This window comes from Sinorhizobium garamanticum (assembly GCF_029892065.1).
In the GTDB taxonomy this organism is placed as follows: Bacteria; Pseudomonadota; Alphaproteobacteria; order Rhizobiales; family Rhizobiaceae; genus Sinorhizobium; species Sinorhizobium garamanticum.
Window position 1 is genome coordinate 2,738,989 of record NZ_CP120373.1, and the last position, 20,949, is coordinate 2,759,937.

General features: G+C 64.2%; 16 protein-coding genes. 4 read left to right on the forward strand and 12 right to left on the reverse strand.

All coding sequences use genetic code 11. The features are described from left to right. Positions 1-14 precede the first annotated feature (14 nt). The 3 genes from PZN02_RS12700 to PZN02_RS12710 all read right to left on the reverse strand — a co-directional run bounded on the left by PZN02_RS12700 (position 15) and on the right by PZN02_RS12710 (position 3,976). Positions 15-2,591, reverse strand: a complete 2,577-nt coding sequence (locus tag PZN02_RS12700) for an ATP-dependent helicase (protein WP_280658341.1) — start codon at positions 2,589-2,591, stop codon at positions 15-17. 111 nt (positions 2,592-2,702) lie between these two features. Continuing rightward, a complete protein-coding gene (locus PZN02_RS12705) occupies positions 2,703-3,113 on the reverse strand; it encodes a carboxymuconolactone decarboxylase family protein (protein WP_280658342.1) in 411 nt (136 codons plus the stop codon). Between the two features lie 41 nt (positions 3,114-3,154). Further along, positions 3,155-3,976: a cyclase family protein gene (locus PZN02_RS12710; RefSeq protein WP_280658343.1), complete on the reverse strand. Its 822-nt coding sequence runs from the start codon at positions 3,974-3,976 to the stop codon at positions 3,155-3,157. Positions 3,977-4,270: 294 nt separating this feature from the next. On the opposite strand from PZN02_RS12710, the gene PZN02_RS12715 reads away from it, so the two are divergent. Beyond that, on the forward strand, positions 4,271-5,464 hold the full coding sequence (locus PZN02_RS12715) for an efflux RND transporter periplasmic adaptor subunit (RefSeq protein ID WP_280658344.1): 1,194 nt from the start codon (positions 4,271-4,273) through the stop codon (positions 5,462-5,464). After that, on the forward strand, positions 5,461-8,604 hold the full coding sequence (locus PZN02_RS12720) for an efflux RND transporter permease subunit (RefSeq protein ID WP_280658345.1): 3,144 nt from the start codon (positions 5,461-5,463) through the stop codon (positions 8,602-8,604). The genes PZN02_RS12715 and PZN02_RS12720 overlap by 4 nt, the downstream gene beginning before the upstream one ends. Before the next feature lie 68 nt (positions 8,605-8,672). Here PZN02_RS12720 and arsK read toward each other — a convergent pair whose 3' ends face one another. The 9 genes from arsK to PZN02_RS12765 all read right to left on the reverse strand — a co-directional run bounded on the left by arsK (position 8,673) and on the right by PZN02_RS12765 (position 15,064). Further along, complete coding sequence (gene arsK, locus PZN02_RS12725; protein WP_280658346.1) at positions 8,673-9,929, reverse strand: arsenite efflux MFS transporter ArsK; 1,257 nt, start codon at positions 9,927-9,929, stop codon at positions 8,673-8,675. After that, positions 9,926-11,359, reverse strand: a complete 1,434-nt coding sequence (locus tag PZN02_RS12730) for an NAD(P)-binding domain-containing protein (protein WP_280658347.1) — start codon at positions 11,357-11,359, stop codon at positions 9,926-9,928. The genes arsK and PZN02_RS12730 overlap by 4 nt, the downstream gene beginning before the upstream one ends. A 53-nt stretch (positions 11,360-11,412) precedes the next feature. Continuing rightward, complete coding sequence (locus PZN02_RS12735; protein ID WP_280658348.1) at positions 11,413-11,733, reverse strand: ArsR/SmtB family transcription factor; 321 nt, start codon at positions 11,731-11,733, stop codon at positions 11,413-11,415. Positions 11,734-11,864: 131 nt separating this feature from the next. Then, positions 11,865-12,572 (reverse strand): arsenical resistance protein ArsH, encoded by a 708-nt coding sequence (gene arsH, locus PZN02_RS12740; protein ID WP_280658349.1) that lies wholly within the window; start codon positions 12,570-12,572, stop codon positions 11,865-11,867. After that, positions 12,565-12,993, reverse strand: a complete 429-nt coding sequence (gene arsC, locus PZN02_RS12745) for an arsenate reductase (glutaredoxin) (RefSeq protein WP_280658350.1) — start codon at positions 12,991-12,993, stop codon at positions 12,565-12,567. The genes arsH and arsC overlap by 8 nt, the downstream gene beginning before the upstream one ends. Continuing rightward, the gene (locus PZN02_RS12750) at positions 12,990-13,697 is read right to left on the reverse strand and encodes an aquaporin (protein WP_280658351.1); all 708 of its coding nucleotides are present in this window, start codon (positions 13,695-13,697) and stop codon (positions 12,990-12,992) included. Before PZN02_RS12750 ends, arsC begins: the two co-directional genes overlap by 4 nt. Then, complete coding sequence (locus PZN02_RS12755) at positions 13,697-14,209, reverse strand: arsenate reductase ArsC (RefSeq protein ID WP_280658352.1); 513 nt, start codon at positions 14,207-14,209, stop codon at positions 13,697-13,699. Before PZN02_RS12755 ends, PZN02_RS12750 begins: the two co-directional genes overlap by 1 nt. Positions 14,210-14,221: 12 nt before the next feature. Further along, complete coding sequence (locus tag PZN02_RS12760; RefSeq protein ID WP_280658353.1) at positions 14,222-14,554, reverse strand: ArsR/SmtB family transcription factor; 333 nt, start codon at positions 14,552-14,554, stop codon at positions 14,222-14,224. 75 nt (positions 14,555-14,629) lie between these two features. Beyond that, a complete protein-coding gene (locus PZN02_RS12765; protein ID WP_280658354.1) occupies positions 14,630-15,064 on the reverse strand; it encodes an anthrone oxygenase family protein in 435 nt (144 codons plus the stop codon). 482 nt (positions 15,065-15,546) lie between these two features. On the opposite strand from PZN02_RS12765, the gene PZN02_RS12770 reads away from it, so the two are divergent. Further along, a complete protein-coding gene (locus PZN02_RS12770) occupies positions 15,547-16,953 on the forward strand; it encodes an FAD-binding oxidoreductase (RefSeq protein WP_280661481.1) in 1,407 nt (468 codons plus the stop codon). Positions 16,954-17,021: 68 nt separating this feature from the next. After that, positions 17,022-20,771: an AsmA family protein gene (locus PZN02_RS12775; RefSeq protein WP_280658355.1), complete on the forward strand. Its 3,750-nt coding sequence runs from the start codon at positions 17,022-17,024 to the stop codon at positions 20,769-20,771. Positions 20,772-20,949: the final 178 nt, after the last annotated feature.

The following is a 20,949-nucleotide window of genomic DNA, read 5'->3' on the forward strand; positions in this document are numbered from 1 at the left end:
AACGTTCGGCCTGATCACACCCTCTCCACAAACCCGTCCAGCACGCGCTTCTGCCCGGCCCGATCGAAATCGATCGTCAGCTTGTTGCCCTCGATCGCGGCGATGTTGCCGTTGCCGAATTTGAGGTGGAAGACGCGGTCGCCGATGTTGAAGCGGGAGGGTTCCGAGGTGGTCGACTTGGCGACCAGTTCGCCCTCGATCATGCGGGTGCGCGGGCCTGACTCGCCGTAGCCGATGCGCTCGACGGCGTGGCCGGAGCGGGTGCCCCAATTGTCGCGGGTCGCCTCCGAGCGGTGCTGCTGGGCGCGCTTCCAGCCGGGGGTCTGGTAGGAGTTTTCGAACGGGTCGGCCTTGTCGAAGCGCGACTGGCCGTAGCCGCCGCGACCGTAGCCGCCGTAGGAGACATCCTGCTCGGCCACTTCCACATGGTCGATCGGCAGTTCGTCGAGGAAGCGCGAAGGCATCGTGGATTGCCAGAGGCCGTGGATGCGGCGGTTCGAGACGAACCAGATATGGCAGCGGCGCTTGGCGCGGGTAATGCCAACATAGGCGAGGCGGCGTTCTTCCTCGAGGCCGGCGCGGCCGCCCTCGTCGAGCGCGCGCTGGTGGGGAAAGAGGCCTTCCTCCCAGCCCGGCAGGAACACCGTGTCGAATTCCAGGCCCTTGGCCGAATGCAGCGTCATGATCGAGACGGCATCCATGTCTTCGTTCTGCTCGGCGTCCATGACGAGCGCGACGTGTTCCAGGAAGCCGCGCATCGACTCGAAGGCCTCCATCGAGCGGATGAGTTCCTTCAGGTTTTCCAGCCGCCCTGGCGCCTCGGCCGATTTGTCGGCCTGCCACATGGCTGTGTAGCCGCTCTCGTCGAGGATCTTTTCGGCAAGTTCGGTATGCGGCGTCGTTTCAAGCAGCGTCTGCCAGCGGCGGAAATCGGTGACGACGTCGAAGAGGGCTTTGCGCGCCTTCGGCTTCAACTCGTCCGTCTCGATGATTTCGGCGGCTGCTGCCAACATCGGAACACCGCGAGCTCGCGCGAACTGAAAGAGGGTGCTGATCGTCGCGTCGCCCAGGCCACGCTTAGGAGTGTTGATAATACGCTCGAAGGCCGGGTCATCCGATGGATTTGTCAGAACGCGCAGATAAGCAACAGCATCGCGGATTTCGAGGCGCTCGTAAAAGCGCGGGCCGCCAATCACGCGATAGTTGAGCCCTAGTGTGATAAAGCGCTCTTCGAACTCACGCATCTGGAACGAGGCGCGCACGAGGATCGCGATGTCGTTCAGGTTGTGCTTCTGCCGTTGAAGCTGCTCGATCTCCTCACCGACGGCGCGGGCTTCCTCTTCCGAATCCCAGGCGGCATGCACGTGTACCTTCTCATCGTCCGGATTGGTGCGTTCGGTGAAGAGGGTCTTGCCGAGGCGGCCTTCGTTGTGGGCGATCAAGTGCGCGGCGGCGCCGAGAATATGCTCGGTCGAGCGGTAATTGCGCTCGAGCTTGATGACCTTGGCGCCGGGGAAATCCTTTTCGAAGCGCAGGATGTTGTCCACTTCCGCGCCGCGCCAGCCATAGATCGACTGATCGTCGTCGCCCACACAACAAATATTGATTTGTTGTGTGGGTTTCTTCGCGCTCACGCTGTCGCCGCTGGCGCGGCTGCGCTCCGCGGGGGCGGACGAAACGTCGTCCGGCCAGCCTTGGCTGGCTCGGGCTTCGCCCGCAGGCGCGGCCCTCGCGACAGTTGTTTTTCCGTGTGGCCGCTGGGCGAGTAGCCGCAGCCACATATATTGCGCGGTGTTGGTGTCCTGGTACTCGTCGACAAGGATGTAGCGGAACTTGTCGTGATAGTCCCGCAGCACGTCCGGATTGGCGCGGAACATCCGGATCGGGTGCAGGAGCAGGTCGCCGAAATCGCAGGCGTTGAGCGTCAGGAGCCGGTTCTGGTAGGCGGCGTAGAGTTCGCGGCCCTTGCCGTTGGCGAAGGCGCGGGCGTCGCCCTCCGGAATCTGCGAGGGGTCGAGGCCCTTGTTCTTCCAGGTGTCGATCATGCCGGCGAACTGCTTGGCTGGCCAGCGCTTGTCGTCGAGCCCTTCGGCCTGGATCAGCTGTTTGATCAGCCGCACGACGTCGTCGGTGTCGAGGATCGTGAAATCCGACCTCAGGCCGACGAGCTCCGCATGGCGGCGCAGGAGCTTGACGCCGATCGAGTGGAAGGTGCCGAGCCACGGCATGCCTTCGACCGCATGGCCGACGAGCACGCCGATGCGCTCCTTCATCTCGCGCGCGGCCTTGTTGGTGAATGTGACGGCGAGGATCTGCGACGGGAAGGCGCGGCCGGTCGAAAGAATATGGGCAATGCGGGTCGTCAGAACACGGGTCTTGCCGGTGCCGGCGCCGGCGAGCACGAGCACCGGTCCTTCGAGGGTCTCGACAGCCTCGGTCTGCTCGGGATTGAGGCCGGAGAGATAATCCGGGCGCTTGGCCTTGTCGCGGGCGGCCATGGCGCGCGCAGCGATACCGCCGCCGGCGGGCGCGGGTTTGCGCGGCGCCGGCTCCTCGTCGAAGAAGGGAATGTCGTCAAAACCTTTGCTCATGCGGCCCAATGTAGTGATTCGGGACCGAAAGGCCAGAAAGGATGTTCTTCTTTTATTCCGGATTCTTCAAGCGCGAAGACAAGCCTGTGGAAAGACAAGGCATTTCGGCCATCAATTTTCGCCCGCCGCATCGAAAGCTGGATCGACCGGAACCTGCAGCGCGGTGGCCAGTTGATTGGTCTTGGCAGCGAGCGAAATGACGCGCAGAAGGTCGGCGTGCTGCGCCTCTGTCATGCCCTTGGCCTTGGCCGATGCCGTGTGGGAGTGGATGCAATAGTTGCAGCCATTGGTGACGGAAACGGCGATGTAGAGCATTTCCTTCACCAGCGGGTCGAGGGCAGAGGGCGTCGCCATGACCGCCTTCACCTCCGCCCAGGTCCGTTCCAGCAGGTCCGCATCGAAGGCGAGCCAGAGCCACATATTGTTGATGAAGTCCGATTTCCGTGTGGCACGGATGTCGTCGAAAACCGCTTTGACGCGCGGGTCGGCTTCCGGATCGGGCGGCGGGACGACTGTGCTCATGCTTTCTCCTTGAGCTCTTACTGAATTTGCGCCATCGGTTCTTAGACGAGCGCGAAAACGCGGGCCGGGCCACCGGTGCCGCCGCGGTGCTTCGGCGCGCCGAGCACCAGGGTCGCGCCCTTGGCCGGCAGTTTGTCGAGATTGGCCGCGGCCTCCAGTCCCCAGCGGCCTTGCGGCAGCCAGGCGTTATGCGTGGCGAAATCGGTCGACATGCCAAAGTCGAGCGAGAGCGTATCGACGGCGATGCCGGCGGCCTGCGTCTCTTCGAGCAGAAACTTGGCGGCCTCGACGTGGAAACCCGGGAAATGGAGCTTGCCCTCGGCATCGGCGTTGCGGAACTTCTCGGTTCCGAGATGGCCGGCCCAGCCGGAGAGCATGGCGACACAGGCGTTTTCGGGGATGTCGCCATTGGTGCCGATCCATGCCTTGATGTCGTCCGGCGTTACTTGCGCGTCGGCGTTGCCTGTCGCCTTCTCGCGGATATCGACGACGCAGAGCGGCACGACGAGCTTCTCGACCGGCAGCTCGGCGACCGACATGCCGTCGGCGGAGAAATGCAGCGGGGCGTCGACATGCGTGCCCGTGTGTTCGTTCACCCGAAGTTCGAACAGGTTGAGCTTGTCTTTCGCATAGCTGAACTTTTGCTCGCGGAAGAATTGCTGCTGGCCGAAGTAGGTCGGGAACTCCTCGGAGAGTTCATGGGTGAGGTCTGTAACGCTGGTATGGCCGGCGGCGAGCGTCGGCGGCGCTATTCCCATGCCGGCGGCGGCAATGCCGGCTGTGCCAACCGCAGCCGCTCGGAAAAAGCCGCGCCGCGACAGCATTCGCTGCTTTACCGATTCCATGATGCAGGCGTCGCACATCGTCCTTCTCCCCAATATGCGTTGAACATCGAAACCGATCGGAAATGGTGCCCGAGGCAAGCAGAATAGCCCAGCCGCCGAAGCAGTAAACACGGGTTGTCCATTAAAACACGGCGCCATCGGTGCGCCGCTAAGGGCGCCATCATGCCGCCAACAAATTCGCTTTTATTACAATTGCGTAATGATGGCATTCCGAGATTGCTCGAAGGCACGCAAATAATGATACTCGGGGCATATCGGAACGCTCCGCCGGCACGGGCCGCGCTGGAGCGCGCTTTTCATTTGGAGATTTGAATGCGAGTTTGGAAGCAGCTGGCGGTCAGCGCCCTTGTGCTCGTCGTGGGGGCGGCAGCTTGGGTGCGTTTTGCGCCCGGCGCGGGCGAGACGCTGGCGGCAATCGGCGTTTCACATCCGCTGATCGATGCACTGTCGAAGTCGCAGGGGGGCGAAGGTGAAGGCGGGCGGCGCAATGGCGGGCGCGGGCAGGGTGGCCAGGGCGGCTTCGGCGATGCGACGTTGGTCGTCGTCAGACCGTCGGCAAGCGCGATCGTCAACGACAGGCTCAACGCCATCGGCAACGGCGAAGCAATCCACTCCGTGACGGTGACGCCGACGGCGACCGGCAACCTCACCGAGATCCTGGTAAAATCCGGCGAGAGGATCGCCCGGGGCCAGGTGATCGCCCGGCTCGACAGCGACGACCAGAAGGTTGCGGCAGAACAGGCGAGGCTCACGCGTGACAGCGCGCAGGAAAAGGTGCAGCGCTATCGCAATCTCAGCACGGCAAGGGCTGTGACGGCAGTCGAAGTTCGCGACGCGGAAATCGCGCTGCAGGCGGCAGAACTGGCGCTGAAAACGGCGGAGCTCGATCTCAGACGCCGCGATATCGTCGCGCCCTCGAAGGGGGTCGTCGGCATCATCACCGTCAATGTCGGCGACTACGTCACGACCTCGACGCCGATCGTGGTGGTGGACGACCGATCGCAAATCCTCGTCGATTTCTGGGTGCCGGAACGCTTCGCCAGCAAGATTTTTGTCGACCAGCCGGTGACGGCGAATGCGATCGCGCAGCCCGGGCGGCAGCTCGAAGGCGTCATTCACGCGATCGACAACCGTCTCGATCAGGCGAGCCGGACGCTCCGCGTCCGCGCACGGCTCGAAAATCCCGACGACATGCTGCGGGCGGGCATGTCCTTCTCGGTTACCATGGCCTTCGACGGTGACCGTTATCCGACGGTCGATCCGTTGGCGATCCAGTGGAGTTCGGATGGATCCTATATCTGGCGTGTCAACGGCGACCGCAGCGAGCGAGTGCCGGTCAAGATTATCCAGCGCAATCCGGACAAGGTGCTTGTCGACGCCACTCTTGCCGAGGGCGACCGCATCGTGACCGAGGGCGTGCAGCGCCTGCGCGATGGCGGCGCGGTGCGCGTCGCCGGCGAAAACCGGCCCGAGCCTCAGCAGAAGGTCGCGGGAGAGGCACAATGAACATCGGGTTTGGCGGCCACCACGGAAAGGGCGGAGACCAACGGGGAAAGACCGGCTTTACCGCACTCTTCATCCGCCGGCCGATCTTCGCGCTGGTGGTCAACACGTTGATCGTCGTTGCGGGCCTCGCCGCCTGGAACGGCATCGAAATGCGCGAGCTGCCGCAGGTCGACCAGCCGGTCGTCTCCGTGACGACATGGTTCGAAGGCGCTTCGCCGGAAACGATCGACCGCGAGGTGACCTCGGTCGTCGAGGGCGCCGTGTCGCGCGTCCAAGGCCTCAAGAGCATTTCCTCGAGCTCTTCCTTCGGGCGCAGCCGCGTGACGCTCGAATTCTCCGACACGACCGATATCGGCCAGGCGGCGAATGACATCCGCGATGCGCTCGGCCGCGTTGCCGGCCAGTTGCCGGACGATTCCGACGAGCCGATCATCGTCAAGGCGGATGCGGACAGCCAGCCGATCATACGGCTGGCGCTGACCTCCGATACGATGACCATGGAAGACATGACGCTCCTGGTCGAGAACGAGATCAGCGACCGGCTTGCGGCGGTCGAGGGCGTCGCCGATGTGACGGTCTACGGCGACCAGGAGAAGATATTCCGCATTGACCTCAACCAGGCGAAGCTCGCCGGGCGCGGGGTCACCGTCGCCAATCTTCGCGAAGCACTCGCCAACGCATCCTACGACGTGCCGGCGGGCTCGCTGACCAGCGCAAGCCAGGACATTACCGTTCGGGCGACGGCGGACCTCCAGACGCCCGAGCAGTTCGAAAACCTCATCATCGGAGACAATGTGCGGCTGCGCGACGTCGCGACGGTGACGCTCGGCCCGGACACGGGCACGTCGGCGTTGCGCTCTAATGGCCGGCAGGGCATCGGCCTCGGCATCATCCGCCAGGCCCAGTCGAACACGGTCGATATCTCCGAGGGCGTGCACAAGGTGGTGGACACGATCTCCTCGGAGATCCTGCCTGAAGGGACGGAACTCAAGATCACCAGCGACGATGCCGTCTTCATCAACGGCGCGATCCACGAAGTGGAAATCGCGCTCCTCGTCGCCGTATTCATCGTCACCTTCGTCATCTATCTCTTCCTGCTCGACTGGCGGGCGACGCTGATCCCGGCGATCTCGATGCCGATCGCGTTGATCGGCACGCTCGCGGCAATCTATCTTGCCGGTTTCTCGATCAACATCCTGACGCTGCTCGCGATCGTACTCGCAACCGGTCTCGTCGTCGACGACGCGATCGTGGTGCTCGAAAACATCGTGCGCCGCCGGGCGGAGGGGCTCGGGCCCCGCGCGGCCGCCGTGCATGGAACGCTCGAGGTCTTCTTCGCGGTGCTGGCGACAACCGCCACGCTTGCGGCGGTTTTCGTGCCGCTCTCCTTCCTGCCGGGGCAGACCGGTGGGCTCTTCCGCGAGTTCGGCTTCGTGCTCGCCTTCTCGATCCTGCTCTCGTCCTTCGTTTCGCTCACGCTTTGCCCGATGCTCGCCTCGCGTCTGCTGACGACCGATGCGCATGCCCATCAGGGCGTGATGAGTCGGCTCGGGGCGCGGGCCGCGGCGTTCTATCGGGTAACGCTTCGCGCATGCCTCAATGCGCCGCTCATCGTCTTCGTCGTCGCCGCCTTCTTCACCGCGGCAGGCGCCGCCGGCTTCCTGACGCTGAAGTCCGAACTGACCCCCAACGAAGACCGTTCGCAGGTCATGCTCAGGATCAACGCGCCGCAGGGCGTCTCGCTCGAATATACGCAGGCGCAGATGCGTCGCATCGAGGAGGGCCTTCAGCCGCTGGTCAAATCGGGCGAGATCAGCAACGTCTTTTCAATCTCGGGGCAGGGCGGCACGGCCAATAGCGGCTTCATGGTGCTGACGCTTGCCCCGTGGGAAGAGCGGGAGCGCACGCAGCAGCAGATCATCGCCGACATCAACAAGGTGACCGCGGAAATTCCGTCCGTCCGTTCCTTCGCCATCCAGTCCAACAGTCTTGGCATTCGCGGTGCCGGTAGTGGCCTTCAGGTAGCGCTGGTCGGCAACGACTACAGAAAGCTCGGCGACGCGGCCGCCAAGCTCGTCCGCGCGATCGAAGACAGCGGCCGTTTCGAGAACGTGCGGCTCAACTATGAGGCCAACCAGGCACAACTGTCGATCACCATCGATCGCGAGCGCGCGTCCGACCTCGGCGTGGATATCAGCGGGCTGTCCTGGGCGCTTCAGGCGATGCTCGACGGCAGCAGCGTCGTCGACATCTTCGTCGAGGGCGACGCCTATCCCGTCAAGCTGCTTTCCTCGACGACGCCGCTCAACGACCCGACGGACCTGCAGAATATTTTCGTCAAGGCTCGCGACGGCCGGATCGTGCCGATGTCGACCATCGCGACGATCGAGGAAAGGGCCGTGGCGCCGCAGCTGGCACGCGAGTCGCAGCTTCGCGCCGTTTCGCTTTCGGCGGGCCTCAAGTCGGACCTCGCGCTCGGCGAGGCGCTGTCGATGGTGGAGGAGATGGCGGAACCGCTGTTGCCGCCGGGGTCGCGGGTGATGCCGCTCGCGGAAGCGGCGACGCTCAACGAGAACGCCAATGGCCTCTTCATCACCTTCGGCTTCGCGATCGTTATCATCTTCCTGGTGCTGGCAGCACAGTTCGAAAGCTTCATCAGCGGCCTCATCATCATGTCGACCGTGCCGCTCGGGCTTGCCTGTGCCGTCTTCGCGATGATCCTGACGGGCAATACGCTGAACATCTACAGCCAGATCGGGCTGGTTATGCTGGTCGGCATCATGGCGAAGAACGGCATCCTCATCGTCGAGTTCGCCAATCAGTTGCGCGATCGCGGTCAGGATGTGCGGAGCGCCATTGAGAACGCGGCCAATATCCGCCTGAGGCCGGTGATGATGACGATGATCGCAACCGTCGTCGGCGCTGTCCCGTTGGTTCTGGCGAGCGGTGCGGGGGCCGAAGCGCGCATCGCACTCGGCTGGGTTCTGGTCGGCGGGCTGGGCCTCGCGGTGATCGTGACGCTCTACCTCACTCCGGTCGCCTATCTCGTGATCGCGCGCTTCACGAAGCCGCATGCCGACGAGGAGCGCAAGCTGCACGAAGAAATGGACGCCGCCGCAGCAACTGTTGAAGCGCTGTGAGCAACATGCGACGGGAATAGTGTCGTCTTGAAACGACCGGAACCGTTACACGCTTTTCCTGGAATTGCTCACGCGGCAACGTCGCTACCTGCCTGCGTCCGGTCTCCGGCGGCAGCGCTTTCGGACCTTCGCATGACAAAGGCGATCCCCGAAAAAGTCAGCACGCCGATCCCCGCAAGCGCGGCCATCACCCAGAGCGATGGCGTGACGCCCGTTCCGGCCATCGACATCGCCAGGGCGAAGGGGGCGAGCGCCGAAGAAACCTGCCGGGCGGCGGTGACCCAGCCGAGCCGGGCGCCGTAGCCTTCTCGGCCGAACAGCTCGAGTGGCAGCGTGCCGCCGACGATGCTGGTCAGGCCGGAGCCAAGTCCGAACAGGATTGCGAAGACGATTGCGCCAGGGATCAACGGGGTCGTCGTCAGGAGCACGATAAGCGCGAGCGGCAGCAAAGTCGCCGCTATGAGTGCGAGCCAAATCTGCCGAAGCCCGCGCCCGAACAGCATGTTGATGAGCCGGCTTGCCACCTGCGCCGGTCCGAAGAGGCTGGCCACGACAAGGCCGGCCGTCCCCATTCCGAGCGCTGCCGTCAAAGGCACCATGTGGATGAGGATCGACGACAGGACGAAGCCTTCGGCCGCGAAACCCGTGAGCATCAGCAGGAAAACTTTGGAGCGGTCTTGTGATGCGACGGCGATCGGTCGTTCGTGGGTCGCCGTCGCAATTGCAGCGAAGGACGGAGCGGCGACTGCCGCGCGGCGCGTCAGCCGCGCGATCCAAGCATGGATCGGCAGGCAGAGGACAAGGTGCATCGCGGCAAAGGCGGCGTAAATCTCTCGCCAGGAGAGGCTTTGATGCATCGCGCTCGTCAGCGGCCAGAAGAGCGTCGAGGCGAAGCCGGCGATCAAGGTCAGATGGGTGATGCTTCGCTGCGCATCGCTGCCGCCGAACTGGACGATTGCGACGAAGGCGGCGCTATAGAGCACAAAGGAAGACGCGAGTTCCATCGCTACGAGCGCGAGGACGAAGGCGGAGCGGCCGGGCGCGACCGCGCAGGCGAGGAGCGCCACGGCCGCGCCGGCCGACCCGAGCGTCATGACGTGTCCGGCACCGAAGCGGTCCGCCCATTTCCCCGCGGTCGGTCCGAAGAGACCGCCGATGAGCAGGGCGACGGAGAGCGCGCCGAAGACCCATTGCTCCGGCCATTCGAGTTCCCGCGCCATGTCGGGCGCGAGAATGCTGAAGCTGTAATACAGCGTGCCGTAGCCGACGATCTGCGTCAGGCCCAAGGCCCAAAGTACCGCGGCAGGTATCTTGCGTTCGCTCATTCGGCGATTTCCACGATCCGCGCGGTTCCGCCATTCCCTGGCATCTCCGCCGGCCCGCTGCAACCGCATCCGGATCGGCCGGCCGCTTTCGCGCTTGCGTCCGCGGCGCAGCAGGCACCGATCGCTGCTGGCGCCGGTCCGCCGCAGCATCCGGCGGAAGGACCACCGACAATATGGTCGGCACTGCAAACACCGGTCTCGGGAAGAACCAGGCGAACCTCGCGCGCCGCTTCATGGTCACCGGCGATCTCGGCGACGACGGAGCGCACTTGCTCGTATCCGGTCGCCATCAGGAAGGTCGGGGCGCGTCCGTAGGATTTTGAACCGACGATCGTGAAGCCCGGCTCCGGATGGGCGAGTTCGACAGCCCCGTGTGGCGGAACCGTGCCGCAGGAATGGAAATTCGGATCGATCAGCGGAGCGAGCGCGGGCGGCGCTTCGACGGCAGGGTCTAGGGCAAGCCGCAGTTCCCGCAGATACGAAAAGTCAGGCCGGAAGCCGGTTGCGACGACGATCCGATCCACCGTCAGCGAGAAAGGCGCTCCATCCAGCCGGGCTGCCACGACGAGGTGATCCTGCTGCCGCGAAATGCATTCTATGGCGAAGGGTGCCAACATGGTCAGCTGGTTCTCGTTCATAGCCCGCCTGGCCGCAAGGCCGAGCGCACCGCGGGCCGGCAACTGGTCGTTCAGCCCGCCGCCGAGCAGCCGCTCGACGCCCTTGCGGCGGAGCGCCCAGAAGACCTCCGTTCCAGGCGCCGTCTCCTGAAGCTCCATCAGCGCCAGCGCGGTGTTGATGGCCGAGTGCCCTCCACCGATCACCAGCACGCGCTTGCCTGCATAATCCTTCCTCCGCGCCCCGCTAACGTCCGGAATGCCGTAGGCGATGCGGTCCGTCGCCGCGGCCTCTCCGGGAACAGGCAGGCCGTCGATGCCGATCGGGTTGGGCCGCGTCCAAGTGCCCGAGGCATCGATGACGGCGCGGATGCGAACCTGCTCTTCGTTGCCGCTACCGTCTGCGACGCGGACGATGAAAGGGGCGGCGGCACGGTTGGCCGACGAGAGCTTGTCCAATCCCTCGCGCGTGACGGCGATGACGGTCGAGCCAAGCCGGATATTCGGCGCGATCGCGGGCAGGGCGGCAAGCGGCGCCAGATAGTCCCGCACGATTTCGCTTCCGGTCGGCAGTCCGTCGCCGGCTGGCGCGCGCCAGCCGGCGGCCTTGAGGAGCGAACGGGCGGCGGCGTCGATGTTGTAGGTCCACGGTGAAAAGACCTGGACGTGGCCCCATTCCAGGAGAGAAGCTCCGACCGTCTCGCCGCGCTCGAAGACAATCGGCTCGATGCCACGGGTGATGAGATGCGCGGCCGCTGCAAGACCGACCGGACCTGCGCCAATGACGGCGACGGGAAGTGCCTTGTTGATCGTCATCCTCTATCCTTCCATATTTCTAGAATGTTCGAATTATGAGGGTAAAAAAAGGGTCATGCAGCGACCTCCTTTTCGGCCGTCCCGCACCGGGAATCGGCACAGCATTCATCGACGAGATAGCCGACCAGCGCCTGCATGCCGGGATAGTTCGCGCGGCAAATCAGCGTCGTCGCCTGCCGCTCCTGCGTCACGAGGCCGGTGTCGACCAGGCGCTTGAGATGATGTGAGAGCGTCGACGCCGCGATTTCGAGCTTTTCCTGGATGCGCCCCACGGCAAGCCCGTCTTCGCCCGCCCGGACGAGCGTCCGGTAGAGCTGCAGGCGGGTGGGGTTGCCCAGTGCTTCGAGCTGAGCGGCTGCTTTTTCGACGTTCATGGAAATAACGTACCAGCGCCCGAAATGGAGTCAAGGCTATTTCGATGAAATTCGAAATAGCCTTGTTGCATCGAGACCGATTTCAAAGTTCTACAGTGACCTTTGCGCGTTAGACGCGCGACGCCGTAGCGTCAGATCGACTTTAGCGAAACTCGCTGCTCAAGCTTGGCGGCCTCCTCCTTCCGCTCGCTGTAGCGATCGGTCAGGTAGTCCGAGGCGTCGCGGGTGAGGAGGGTGAACTTGACGAGTTCCTCGCACACATCGACGACCCTGTCATAGTAGGAAGAGGGCTTCATGCGGCCATCCGCGTCGAACTCCTGAAACGCCTTGGCGACCGAACTCTGATTGGGAATGGTAATCATCCGCATCCAACGACCAAGCACCCGCATCTGGTTGACGGCGTTAAAGGATTGAGATCCACCGGACACCTGCATGACGGCCAGCGTCTTGCCCTGTGTCGGGCGGATCGAGCCGAGCGAAAGGGGTATCCAGTCGATCTGCGCCTTCATGATGCCGGTCATGGCGCCGTGACGCTCTGGGCTCACCCAGACTTGACCCTCCGACCATTGGGAAAGCTCCCGAAGCTCGTGGACCTTGGGATGGCTGACCGGCGCACCGTCCGGCAGCGGCAGTCCGGCGGGATCGAAGATGCGCACCTCGCAGCCGAAATGCGTAAGCAGACGCGCCGCTTCCTGCGCCAACAGCCGGCTGTAGGAAACCGCACGCAGCGAGCCGTAGAGGATGAGGATCCGTGGCGGATGCGTCGAAAATGGCGGGCGCAGCGCCTCCCTGTCGGGCTGGCGCAGATGTTCCGGGGATGCTGCAGGCAGATCAGACAATGCGCTTGCCTTCGTTGTCGAGCACTTGTTCGCCGTCCTCCTTGCTGAACGGCCCCTTGTGCGTATCCGGCAGGATATCGAGCACGAGCTCGGACGGGCGCGAAAGCCTTGTCCCGAGCGGCGTTACGACGAACGGCCGGTTGATCAGGATCGGGTGCTCGAGCATGGCGTCGAGAAGCTGATCGTCTGTCAGCGCCGGATCGTCGAGGCCGAGTTCGGCATAGGGCGTGCCTTTTTCGCGGATGGCCTCGCGCACGGTCAGGCCTGCGTCGGCGATCATGCGGACGAGCTCGTCGCGCGACGGCGGCGTCTTCAGATATTCGACGACGGTCGGCTCGATCCCCGCGTTGCGGATCATTGCCAGCGTGTTGCGGGAGGTGCCGCAGGCGGGATTGTGATAGATCTTGACGTCCATGGTCATTCAGCACCTTTCAGCTCGTTGAGCGCGTGAATTGCAGCCTCCTCCTCCGCCAGCATCCAGCCGGCAAGCGCCATCGCCAGCAATGCACCGAAAATCTCGGCGAGGATGAAACCGGGGAGATCGACCGGGCGGATGCCCGCAAAGGTGTCCGACAGTGCGCGCGCTATCGCGACCGCCGGATTGGCGAAGGAGGTCGATGCCGTGAACCAGTAGGCGGCCGTGATATAGAGCCCGACCAGCCATGGAATGGCATCCAACCGGAACCGAAGCCCGGCGAGAATGGTGAGGACGAGGCCGAAGGCGGCGACTACCTCGGCGAGCCACTGGCCGGTGCCGGTGCGCACGGTCGCAGAAATCTGGATGAGCGGAAGCTCGAACATGGCATGCGCGACGACCGATCCGGCGATGCCGCCCACGATCTGTGCGACGACATAGAAGAGTGCCGCGTTCGCCTCGATCTCGCGCCGGAGCGCAAAGACCATCGTCACGGCCGGGTTGAAATGCGCGCCGGAGAGTGGTCCGAGAACGGTGATCAGCACGACGAGGATCGCCCCCGTCGGGATCGTGTTGCCGAGCAGCGAAAGCGCCACGTCGTCCGTGAACCTGTCCGCCATGATCCCGGAGCCGACGACAGTGGCAACCAGCATGGCGGTACCGAGCGCTTCGGCTGCAAGGCGGCGGGGAAGATCGAATGTTATGCTCATTAAACCGCCTTTGGAGCGCTACTGCCGATGTCGTGCAGGTGTTGCTGCAGGGAGAGCCTGTCGAGCGAGGCCATGGGCAGGCTGACGAAGATCGACAGACGGTTGTTCAGCATCCGGTATGTTTCGGCGAAGGCGAAATGCCGCTCGGCCTCGGTGCCCTCTACGGCGGCAGGATCCGGCACGCCCCAGTGGGCGCTCATCGGCTGTCCGGGCCAGACCGGGCAGGTCTCGTTGGCGGCGTCGTCGCAAACCGTGAAGACGAAATCCATCTCCGGAGCGTCGGGGCTCGCGAACTCTTCCCAGCTCTTGGAGCGCGCAAAAGAGGTATCGTAGTTAAGTCCCTCGAGGAGTTGCAGCGCGAAAGGATGAACCACGCCCTTCGGCTGCGATCCGGCCGAAAAGGCCTTGAACTTGCCCTGACCGAGCCGATTGAGGATCGCCTCGGCGATGATCGAGCGCGCCGAATTGGCGGTGCAGAGAAAGAGTACGTTGAATGGCTTGTGGTCGTTCACGATTGTTCCTCCTCAACAATTGCAGGTCACAGCCTGGATGACGGGGCGGCAAAGTTCGGGATTACCGTTGCAGCAGTCTTCCATGAGATAGGCGAGCAGGTCGCGGAAGCCGGTCATGTCGGCGACATAACGCACCGTCCGTCCATCGCGTTCGGTGCGCACGAGGCCGGCGTGGTCGAGCACTCTGAGATGCGCCGACGTCGTATTTTGGATGGTACCGAGCCGCGCGGCGATTTCGCCGGCGGGCACGCCATCCGGTCCGGCGCGCACCAGAAGGCGGAATACCTCGAGGCGTGTATCCTGGCCGAGGGCGGCAAGGGCGGCAAGGGCTGTTTTCTTTTCCATATATCCATAAATCCAGATTTATTGGTTTTAATAGGTGCTCTTTGTGACAAGATGATGACAGCTTAGGTCCTGAGCCTAGAACCCGCGCAGTGCGGCAATGAGATAGATCGCCGCGGCAACCGCGCCGAGTGCGCTTCGGCCGGCATGGAGCTTGCCCCAGCGCGTAAGCAGCGCGCGGGTCTCGTCGCCTGCCTCTTCCGGACGCGTCGCCTCCAGGCGGCGGTTGATGGGCATGACGAAGAGCAGGGTATAGGGCCAGTTGAGTATGATGACCGCGGCCCCGAGACCCCAGAGCGGATTATTGGCCTGCCACCATGCCGCGGCGCCGAGGAGCCCGGATACGATGGCGAGAGAAGCCTGCATCTCGAAACCCCGCTGGTAGGCCGGCCGCCACTCGGCGAGCGCCGAACGGTCATCGAGGGCGAGCCGTGCCGGTTGCTCGGCCACGTTGATATAGATGGCGGCGCCGAGGAAGACGGACGCGGTGAGTAGGGCGAGTAGTCCCAACATTCGACCTTCTCCCTGAGCGCGGGCGGATGGGTACGATGCGATAGATGTATCATAGCATCGTGCGGCGCCATACGGGGAAAGAGCGGGGCTTCGACAACCGACGGAGAACGCCGGCAGTCGCGCACTTGTGACAAGCGGGTATCACCGACTGCAATTTTGTGCGTTGCGAAGCGTCGAGCCTGCGTGAACTTCTGGACAAATTGATTCCGATTTGCACAGTAGCGCCTTGAAATGTCAGCGCTTCCGATCTGGCCTTAAGCGTCTCGTCGCGACGTGACATCACGGCAAGACGCGTGTGCGTCCAGGCTCGGAGGTTTGGCAACCTTTTCACTTGCGTGCGCGCCGCGCCAGGGTGGAGGTAGCCGCCGCGCAATTCCTTAATTCGGCGTCGAATTGGGGATAAAATTTAGCGGCAATTCAGAATGTTGCAGTGCTTGCGCGACCGGCCGGAACGCGAGGCACTGCAGGGAAGGGGCGTTTTCGTGGCGTTGAAGGCAATCAAACCGGGAACGAGAAACGATAGCGGCATCGTTGCGGTGAAGGAACTTCTTGCCGCGCGATTCGGCGAGCGCTTCCAGGCGGGCGAGGCGGTCCGGGCCCAGCACACCCACACGACGACCTATATTCCGGCGCAATTGCCGGATGCCGTGGTCTTTCCCGAGAACGCCGCCGAGGTGCGCGAGATCGTCGAGATCGCCAGTGTCCACCGTGTGCCGCTGATCCCCTTCGGCACCGGATCGTCGCTGGAAGGGCACGTCAACGCGCCGAACGGCGGCATATCGGTCGACATGATGCGCATGAACCGCGTTCTCGCCGTCAATGCCGAGGATCTTGATTGCACGGTCGAACCCGGCATTACGCGTGAAGAGCTGAACACGTATCTGCGCGATACCGGCCTCTTCTTTCCGATCGATCCGGGGGCGAACGCCTCGGTCGGCGGCATGACCTCGACGCGCGCCTCCGGCACCAACGCGGTGCGCTATGGCACGATGAAGGAGAACGTGCTGGCGGTGACGGCGGTCGTCGCCGGCGGTCGCGAGATTTCGACCGGCCACCGGGCGCGCAAGTCCTCGGCCGGCTACGATTTGACGCGGCTCTTCGTTGGTGCGGAAGGCACGCTCGGCATCATCACGTCGATCACACTGCGCCTCCAAGGCATACCGGAGGTGATCTCCGGCGGCGTCTGCCCGTTCCCAACCATTTTGGATGCCTGCAACGCGGTGATCCTGACGATCCAGTCTGGCATCCCGGTGGCGCGCATCGAACTGCTCGATGCGCTGCAGATGAAGGCGTGCAACGCCTATTCGAACCTCGGCTATGCGGAGACTCCGACGCTTTTCGTCGAGTTTCATGGCAGCGCCGAGAGCGTGGAACTGCAATCGCGCCAGTTCGCCGAAATAGCGTCGGAATTGGGGTCTACTGGTTTTATCTGGACGACCAATCCGGAAGAGCGCTCGCGGCTCTGGAAGGCGCGGCACAACGCCTATTGGGCACAGAAGGGGCTGGTGCCCGGCGCCGCGATCCTTTCGACAGATGTCTGCGTGCCGATCTCGCGGCTTGCCGATTGCGTCGCGGCGACGCAGGAGGATAGCGCGGCACACGGGCTGGTCGCCCCGATCGTCGGCCATGCGGGCGACGGCAATTTTCACGTCGGGCTGCTTTTCGACGACAAGGATCCAGCCGATGTGGCGCGGGCGGAAGCCTTCGTCGAGCGCTTGAACGCGCGGGCTCTGTCGATGGACGGCACCTGCACGGGAGAACATGGAATCGGGCAGGGCAAGATGCCGTTCCTTGAGGCGGAACTCGGCGACGCGCTGGATCTGATGCGGCAGATCAAGCGCGCCCTCGATCCGGACAATATTTTCAACCCAGGCAAGATCTTTGCCTGACACCTCGGGGATCGGCCGCTCAAAGATGCGAGCAGGGGCGCGAATGAGACAGACGGGAATGTGACACGGTGCTGGCGCGAATTCTGGTTACAATCGGCGGGCTCATTGTCGTCGCGCTTTTTGCGGCGTTGATCGCACCATTTTTCATCGACTGGACCAACTTCCGCAATGATTTCGAGCGCGAGGCGAGCCGCATCATGGGCAAGCCGGTGGTCGTCCATGGCAGCGTCGATGCCCGCATCCTCCCGTTCCCGACGGTGACCCTCAACGACGTGCGCGTCGGTCCCACTGAGGGCGGCCAGCCGATCATCCAGGTCGCGCAATTCTCGATGAGCGCCGAGCTTGCGCCGTTCCTGAGCGGCGAGGCGCTGATCTTCGACATGCGGCTCGATCGACCGAAGGCGAGGATCCGTCTCCTGCCGGATGGGACGCTCGACTGGGCACGGGGGTCGCGTGCGTCGATCCCGGCAAGCGCGGTCGTTCTCGAAAAGGTCGAGATCGTCGATGGTGAGATCGAGTTCGTCGACGAGCAGACGGGACGAACCCGCCGCGTCAGCGATCTTTCCGCCGATCTGTCGGCGCGCTCTCTTGCCGGCCCATGGAAGGTCGAGGGGCGCGCGGCGCTCGATGGCGAAGCCGGCAGCTTCGCCTTTTCCAGCAATCAGGTGAACGAGGAAGGGGCGCTGAGCCTCAGGGCGCGGTTGACGCCGGACAAGCGGCCGTTCGGCGTCGAGCTCGACGGTGATCTCAAGGTCGTTGACTTCAGACCGGTCTATGGCGGGCGGTTCACGCTGACGGAAAACCGGCCGGAGGACGAGGCCAAGCAAAATAGCGCCCTGCGCATCAACGGCGAATTCCAGCTCACCAACGAGAGTATCCGTGTCCCGGAATACCGCTTCGAGGCCGGCCCGCCGGACGATCCCTATGTCGTTACCGGGGAGGCGACGCTCGACACCGGCAAGGACCAGAAATTCCTGCTGATTGCCGATGGCCAGCAGATCGACGTCAGCCGCATCGGCAATTCCGGCCGCAGTGGCAAGACTGGCCGCGATCCCGCCATTTCGCTGCGCCAGCGGATCGAGGCGATGCTGGCGATCGCCGCCGACATTCCTATCCCGCAGGTGCCGGGGCGGGCCAGCCTGAAGCTGCCGGCGATCGTGATCGGCGATACGACGGTTCGGGACGTGCGGCTCGACGTCAGGCCCGACGGCGCCGGCTGGATCGTCGAGAATGCCGTGGCGTTGCTGCCCGGGCGGACGCAAATGGAGGCCAGCGGGCGGCTGAACCTCAAGGAACAGCGCGCCTTCCGCGGCGACATCCTGGTCGCCTCCAACCAGCCTTCAGGGTTGGCGAACTGGCTGGCGGGATCAGTCGACCCGGCAATCCGCAAGCTGAAGACGGCCGGTTTTGCCGCGACCGTCAACCTGACGGATACATTGCAGCAGTTCGAGAGCCTTGAGGTGGCGGCAGGCCCTGCGACGCTTCGGGGCCGGATCGAACGCCAGTCCTTCGCGGAGCAGCAGCCAAGTCTATCGCTGCAGCTCAAGGGCAACCGCATCGACCTGGAGGCGCTGCAGGCATTGGCCGGTCTCGTCGCCGGTGATGCTTCGACCGGGACGCTGCTGCAGCATGCGATCGCCGCCGATCTCTCCGCCGATGCATTTTTCGCCTTCGGTGAGGAGGCGCGTGATGTGCAGGCGGTGTTGACGCTGAGGAACGGGCAGTTGCAGGCCGAGCGGGTGGCGATCGGCTCGCTGTCCGGCGCCCAGCTTGCCCTTTCGGGCCGGATGAGCGGCGGCCTCGACCAGCCGGTGCTTTCGGCGAAGATGAAGCTCGCCGCCAACGACCTGACGCCCTTCCTCGAAATGATCGGCCGACACACGGCCGCCCATCCGGCGCTGCAACGGCTGATCAAGGCCGGCCCGTATTATTCCGATGCCGCCTTGGACGTGACGCTGACGGCCGGCAGTAACGAGGGCAGTGCGCCTGTTACATTCGGTGTGATCGGCACTGCCAACGGCAGCAGGATCGCCGCAAGCTACCAGGCGCCCGATGTCGCCCAGGCGCTCACCGGCAAGGGCATGCTGCTGGAGGCGACGCTCGAAAATCCGCAGACGGTCGTCCTCGTCGGCCAGGCCGGCTTCGATCCTCTGCCCTTCGACGCGGATGCCAACGGTATCCTGGCGGTCAAGCTGCAGAGCACTGAGGGTTCCAAGGCGAACGGCACGCTGACCTTCACCACCGAGAAAACGTCGCTGGCCGCCAAGGGTGTCTTCGATCTTGCCCGTGACCGCTATCTCGAGGGGCAGGCAAAACTGACGCTGCAGGCGGAAGATCTGGAGCCATTCCTGCTTCTCCAGGGAATCGGACTGCCGCAGATGGGCAGCGGACTGCCGGTGACGCTGTCGACCGACATCACGACCGATGCCGAAAAAATCGCCCTCTCGGCGGTCGAAGGCAAGGTCGACCAGAATGTCTTTTCCGGCGCGCTGGCGATCGACCGCAAGACCGCCGGCAAGGCCGTCGGCGAGCTTGCGCTCGACACGCTTGATCTCGCCTGGCTCGGCGAGGGCATCCTCGGGCAGTTCGAGGATGCGTCGATCGGCGGACTGTCGATGGCACCGGTCGCGCAGCCGGCCTGGACTGGGCTCGACGTCGCGTTGAACCTCACGGCGAAGCACTTCTGGCCGGGAGTCTACGGTCCGGTTACCGGCTTTGCCGGGAAACTCGAATGGAAGGGCGACGAGCTTGCGTTGAGCGACGCCACCGGCGATTGGCTCGGGGGCAAGCTCGAGGGGCGGCTGCAGGTCGGCAACGGCAATGGCTCGGGCTTCCTGCGCTCGCGCTTCGATCTCAAGGGCGGCGATCTTGCCGCTGCCGGATGGGCGCGCGAAAGCGGTCCGGTGGCGAGCGGCCGGTTCGATCTGGCCGTTGCGATGGAGGCCTCGGGCGCGACCCCCCGGGCGATGGCACATTCGGCGAGTGGATCGGGAACGGCGACGTTCAACGGCGTCACGCTCAACGGCATCAACACGGCGGCACTGGCGCCGCTGATGGCCGCCGCCGATGCCATGAAGACCGAGATTTCGCCCGACGCGATCCGCAAGGCGGCAGAGAAGGTGCTCTTTACCGGTCAATCGGTCGTCGGTGCCATCAAGGTGCCTTTCAGCGTTGCCGGCGGCACGGTCAGGGCGCAGAACGTCACGGCGGGCGACGGCAATGCCGCGTTCACCGGCGAAGCCGCGTTCAACCTTGCCGACCAACGCATGAATGGCGTGATCGACCTGACGTTCCGGCCGGGCGAAGAGGCGCTTGCCGGCGCCGAGCCGCGCGTGCGCCTCGGCTTCGGCGGGCTCCTGGACGCGCCGGGTGTTTCGGTTGATGTCACCGACCTTTCGAATTTCCTGTCGCTCAGGGCCTTCGAACGCGAGCGGCGGCGTGTGGAAACGCTGCAGTCGAATGTGCTCGAGAAGCAGCGGCTTCGTCGCGAAGTGGCGCTTTACAAGGCGCGCGCGGCCGAACGCGAGGTCGCGCGCCTGAGGGCGATCGCCGAGGAGCGCCACCGCCAGGCCGCGGCCGCAGAGGCGGCGCGGATGAAGGCCGAGGCGGAGGCGCGCGCGGCGGCCGAACGGCGCGCAGCCGAGGAGTTGCGCCTGCGCCTGCGGCAGCTCCCGCCGCGCAGTGCCGTGGAGCCGACGCCGCCCCCGCAGGACGTGCAGCGCCATGACCAGCCACCTCCACCCGGCGGCAATGCCACCGGGAGGAATGCCGGCCCGCCGCTGAACTTTGACATGCTGCCCGAAATCACTGTGCAATAAGCGGGATGAGGAAAAGTGCGCAGCGGTTTTCCGCCCGCATCCCGCGACAGACAGGCAAGCTGGGATGAAGAAAAGTGCGCAGCGGTGTTTGGCCCGCATCCCGCGCGGTGCTGAAACCGCCAAGAACCCTAGAATTTTAGTGGTCCATTTGAAGCCGCATTAGCATCCCTTGGGCACA

Excerpts from the sequence above, each read along its gene's own strand:
- PZN02_RS12735 (WP_280658348.1), bottom strand. The coding sequence starts at position 11,733 with ATGAACGTCGAAAAAGCAGCCGCTCAGCTCGAAGCACTGGGCAACCCC.
- PZN02_RS12705 (WP_280658342.1), bottom strand. The coding sequence starts at position 3,113 with ATGAGCACAGTCGTCCCGCCGCCCGATCCGGAAGCCGACCCGCGCGTC.
- PZN02_RS12760 (WP_280658353.1), bottom strand. The coding sequence starts at position 14,554 with ATGGAAAAGAAAACAGCCCTTGCCGCCCTTGCCGCCCTCGGCCAGGAT.
- PZN02_RS12715 (WP_280658344.1), top strand. The coding sequence starts at position 4,271 with ATGCGAGTTTGGAAGCAGCTGGCGGTCAGCGCCCTTGTGCTCGTCGTG.
- PZN02_RS12720 (WP_280658345.1), top strand. The coding sequence starts at position 5,461 with ATGAACATCGGGTTTGGCGGCCACCACGGAAAGGGCGGAGACCAACGG.
- PZN02_RS12765 (WP_280658354.1), bottom strand. The coding sequence starts at position 15,064 with ATGTTGGGACTACTCGCCCTACTCACCGCGTCCGTCTTCCTCGGCGCC.
- PZN02_RS12700 (WP_280658341.1), bottom strand. The coding sequence starts at position 2,591 with ATGAGCAAAGGTTTTGACGACATTCCCTTCTTCGACGAGGAGCCGGCG.
- PZN02_RS12750 (WP_280658351.1), bottom strand. The coding sequence starts at position 13,697 with ATGAGCATAACATTCGATCTTCCCCGCCGCCTTGCAGCCGAAGCGCTC.
- arsK (WP_280658346.1), bottom strand. The coding sequence starts at position 9,929 with ATGAGCGAACGCAAGATACCTGCCGCGGTACTTTGGGCCTTGGGCCTG.
- PZN02_RS12730 (WP_280658347.1), bottom strand. The coding sequence starts at position 11,359 with ATGACGATCAACAAGGCACTTCCCGTCGCCGTCATTGGCGCAGGTCCG.
- arsC (WP_280658350.1), bottom strand. The coding sequence starts at position 12,993 with ATGACCATGGACGTCAAGATCTATCACAATCCCGCCTGCGGCACCTCC.
- PZN02_RS12710 (WP_280658343.1), bottom strand. The coding sequence starts at position 3,976 with ATGTGCGACGCCTGCATCATGGAATCGGTAAAGCAGCGAATGCTGTCG.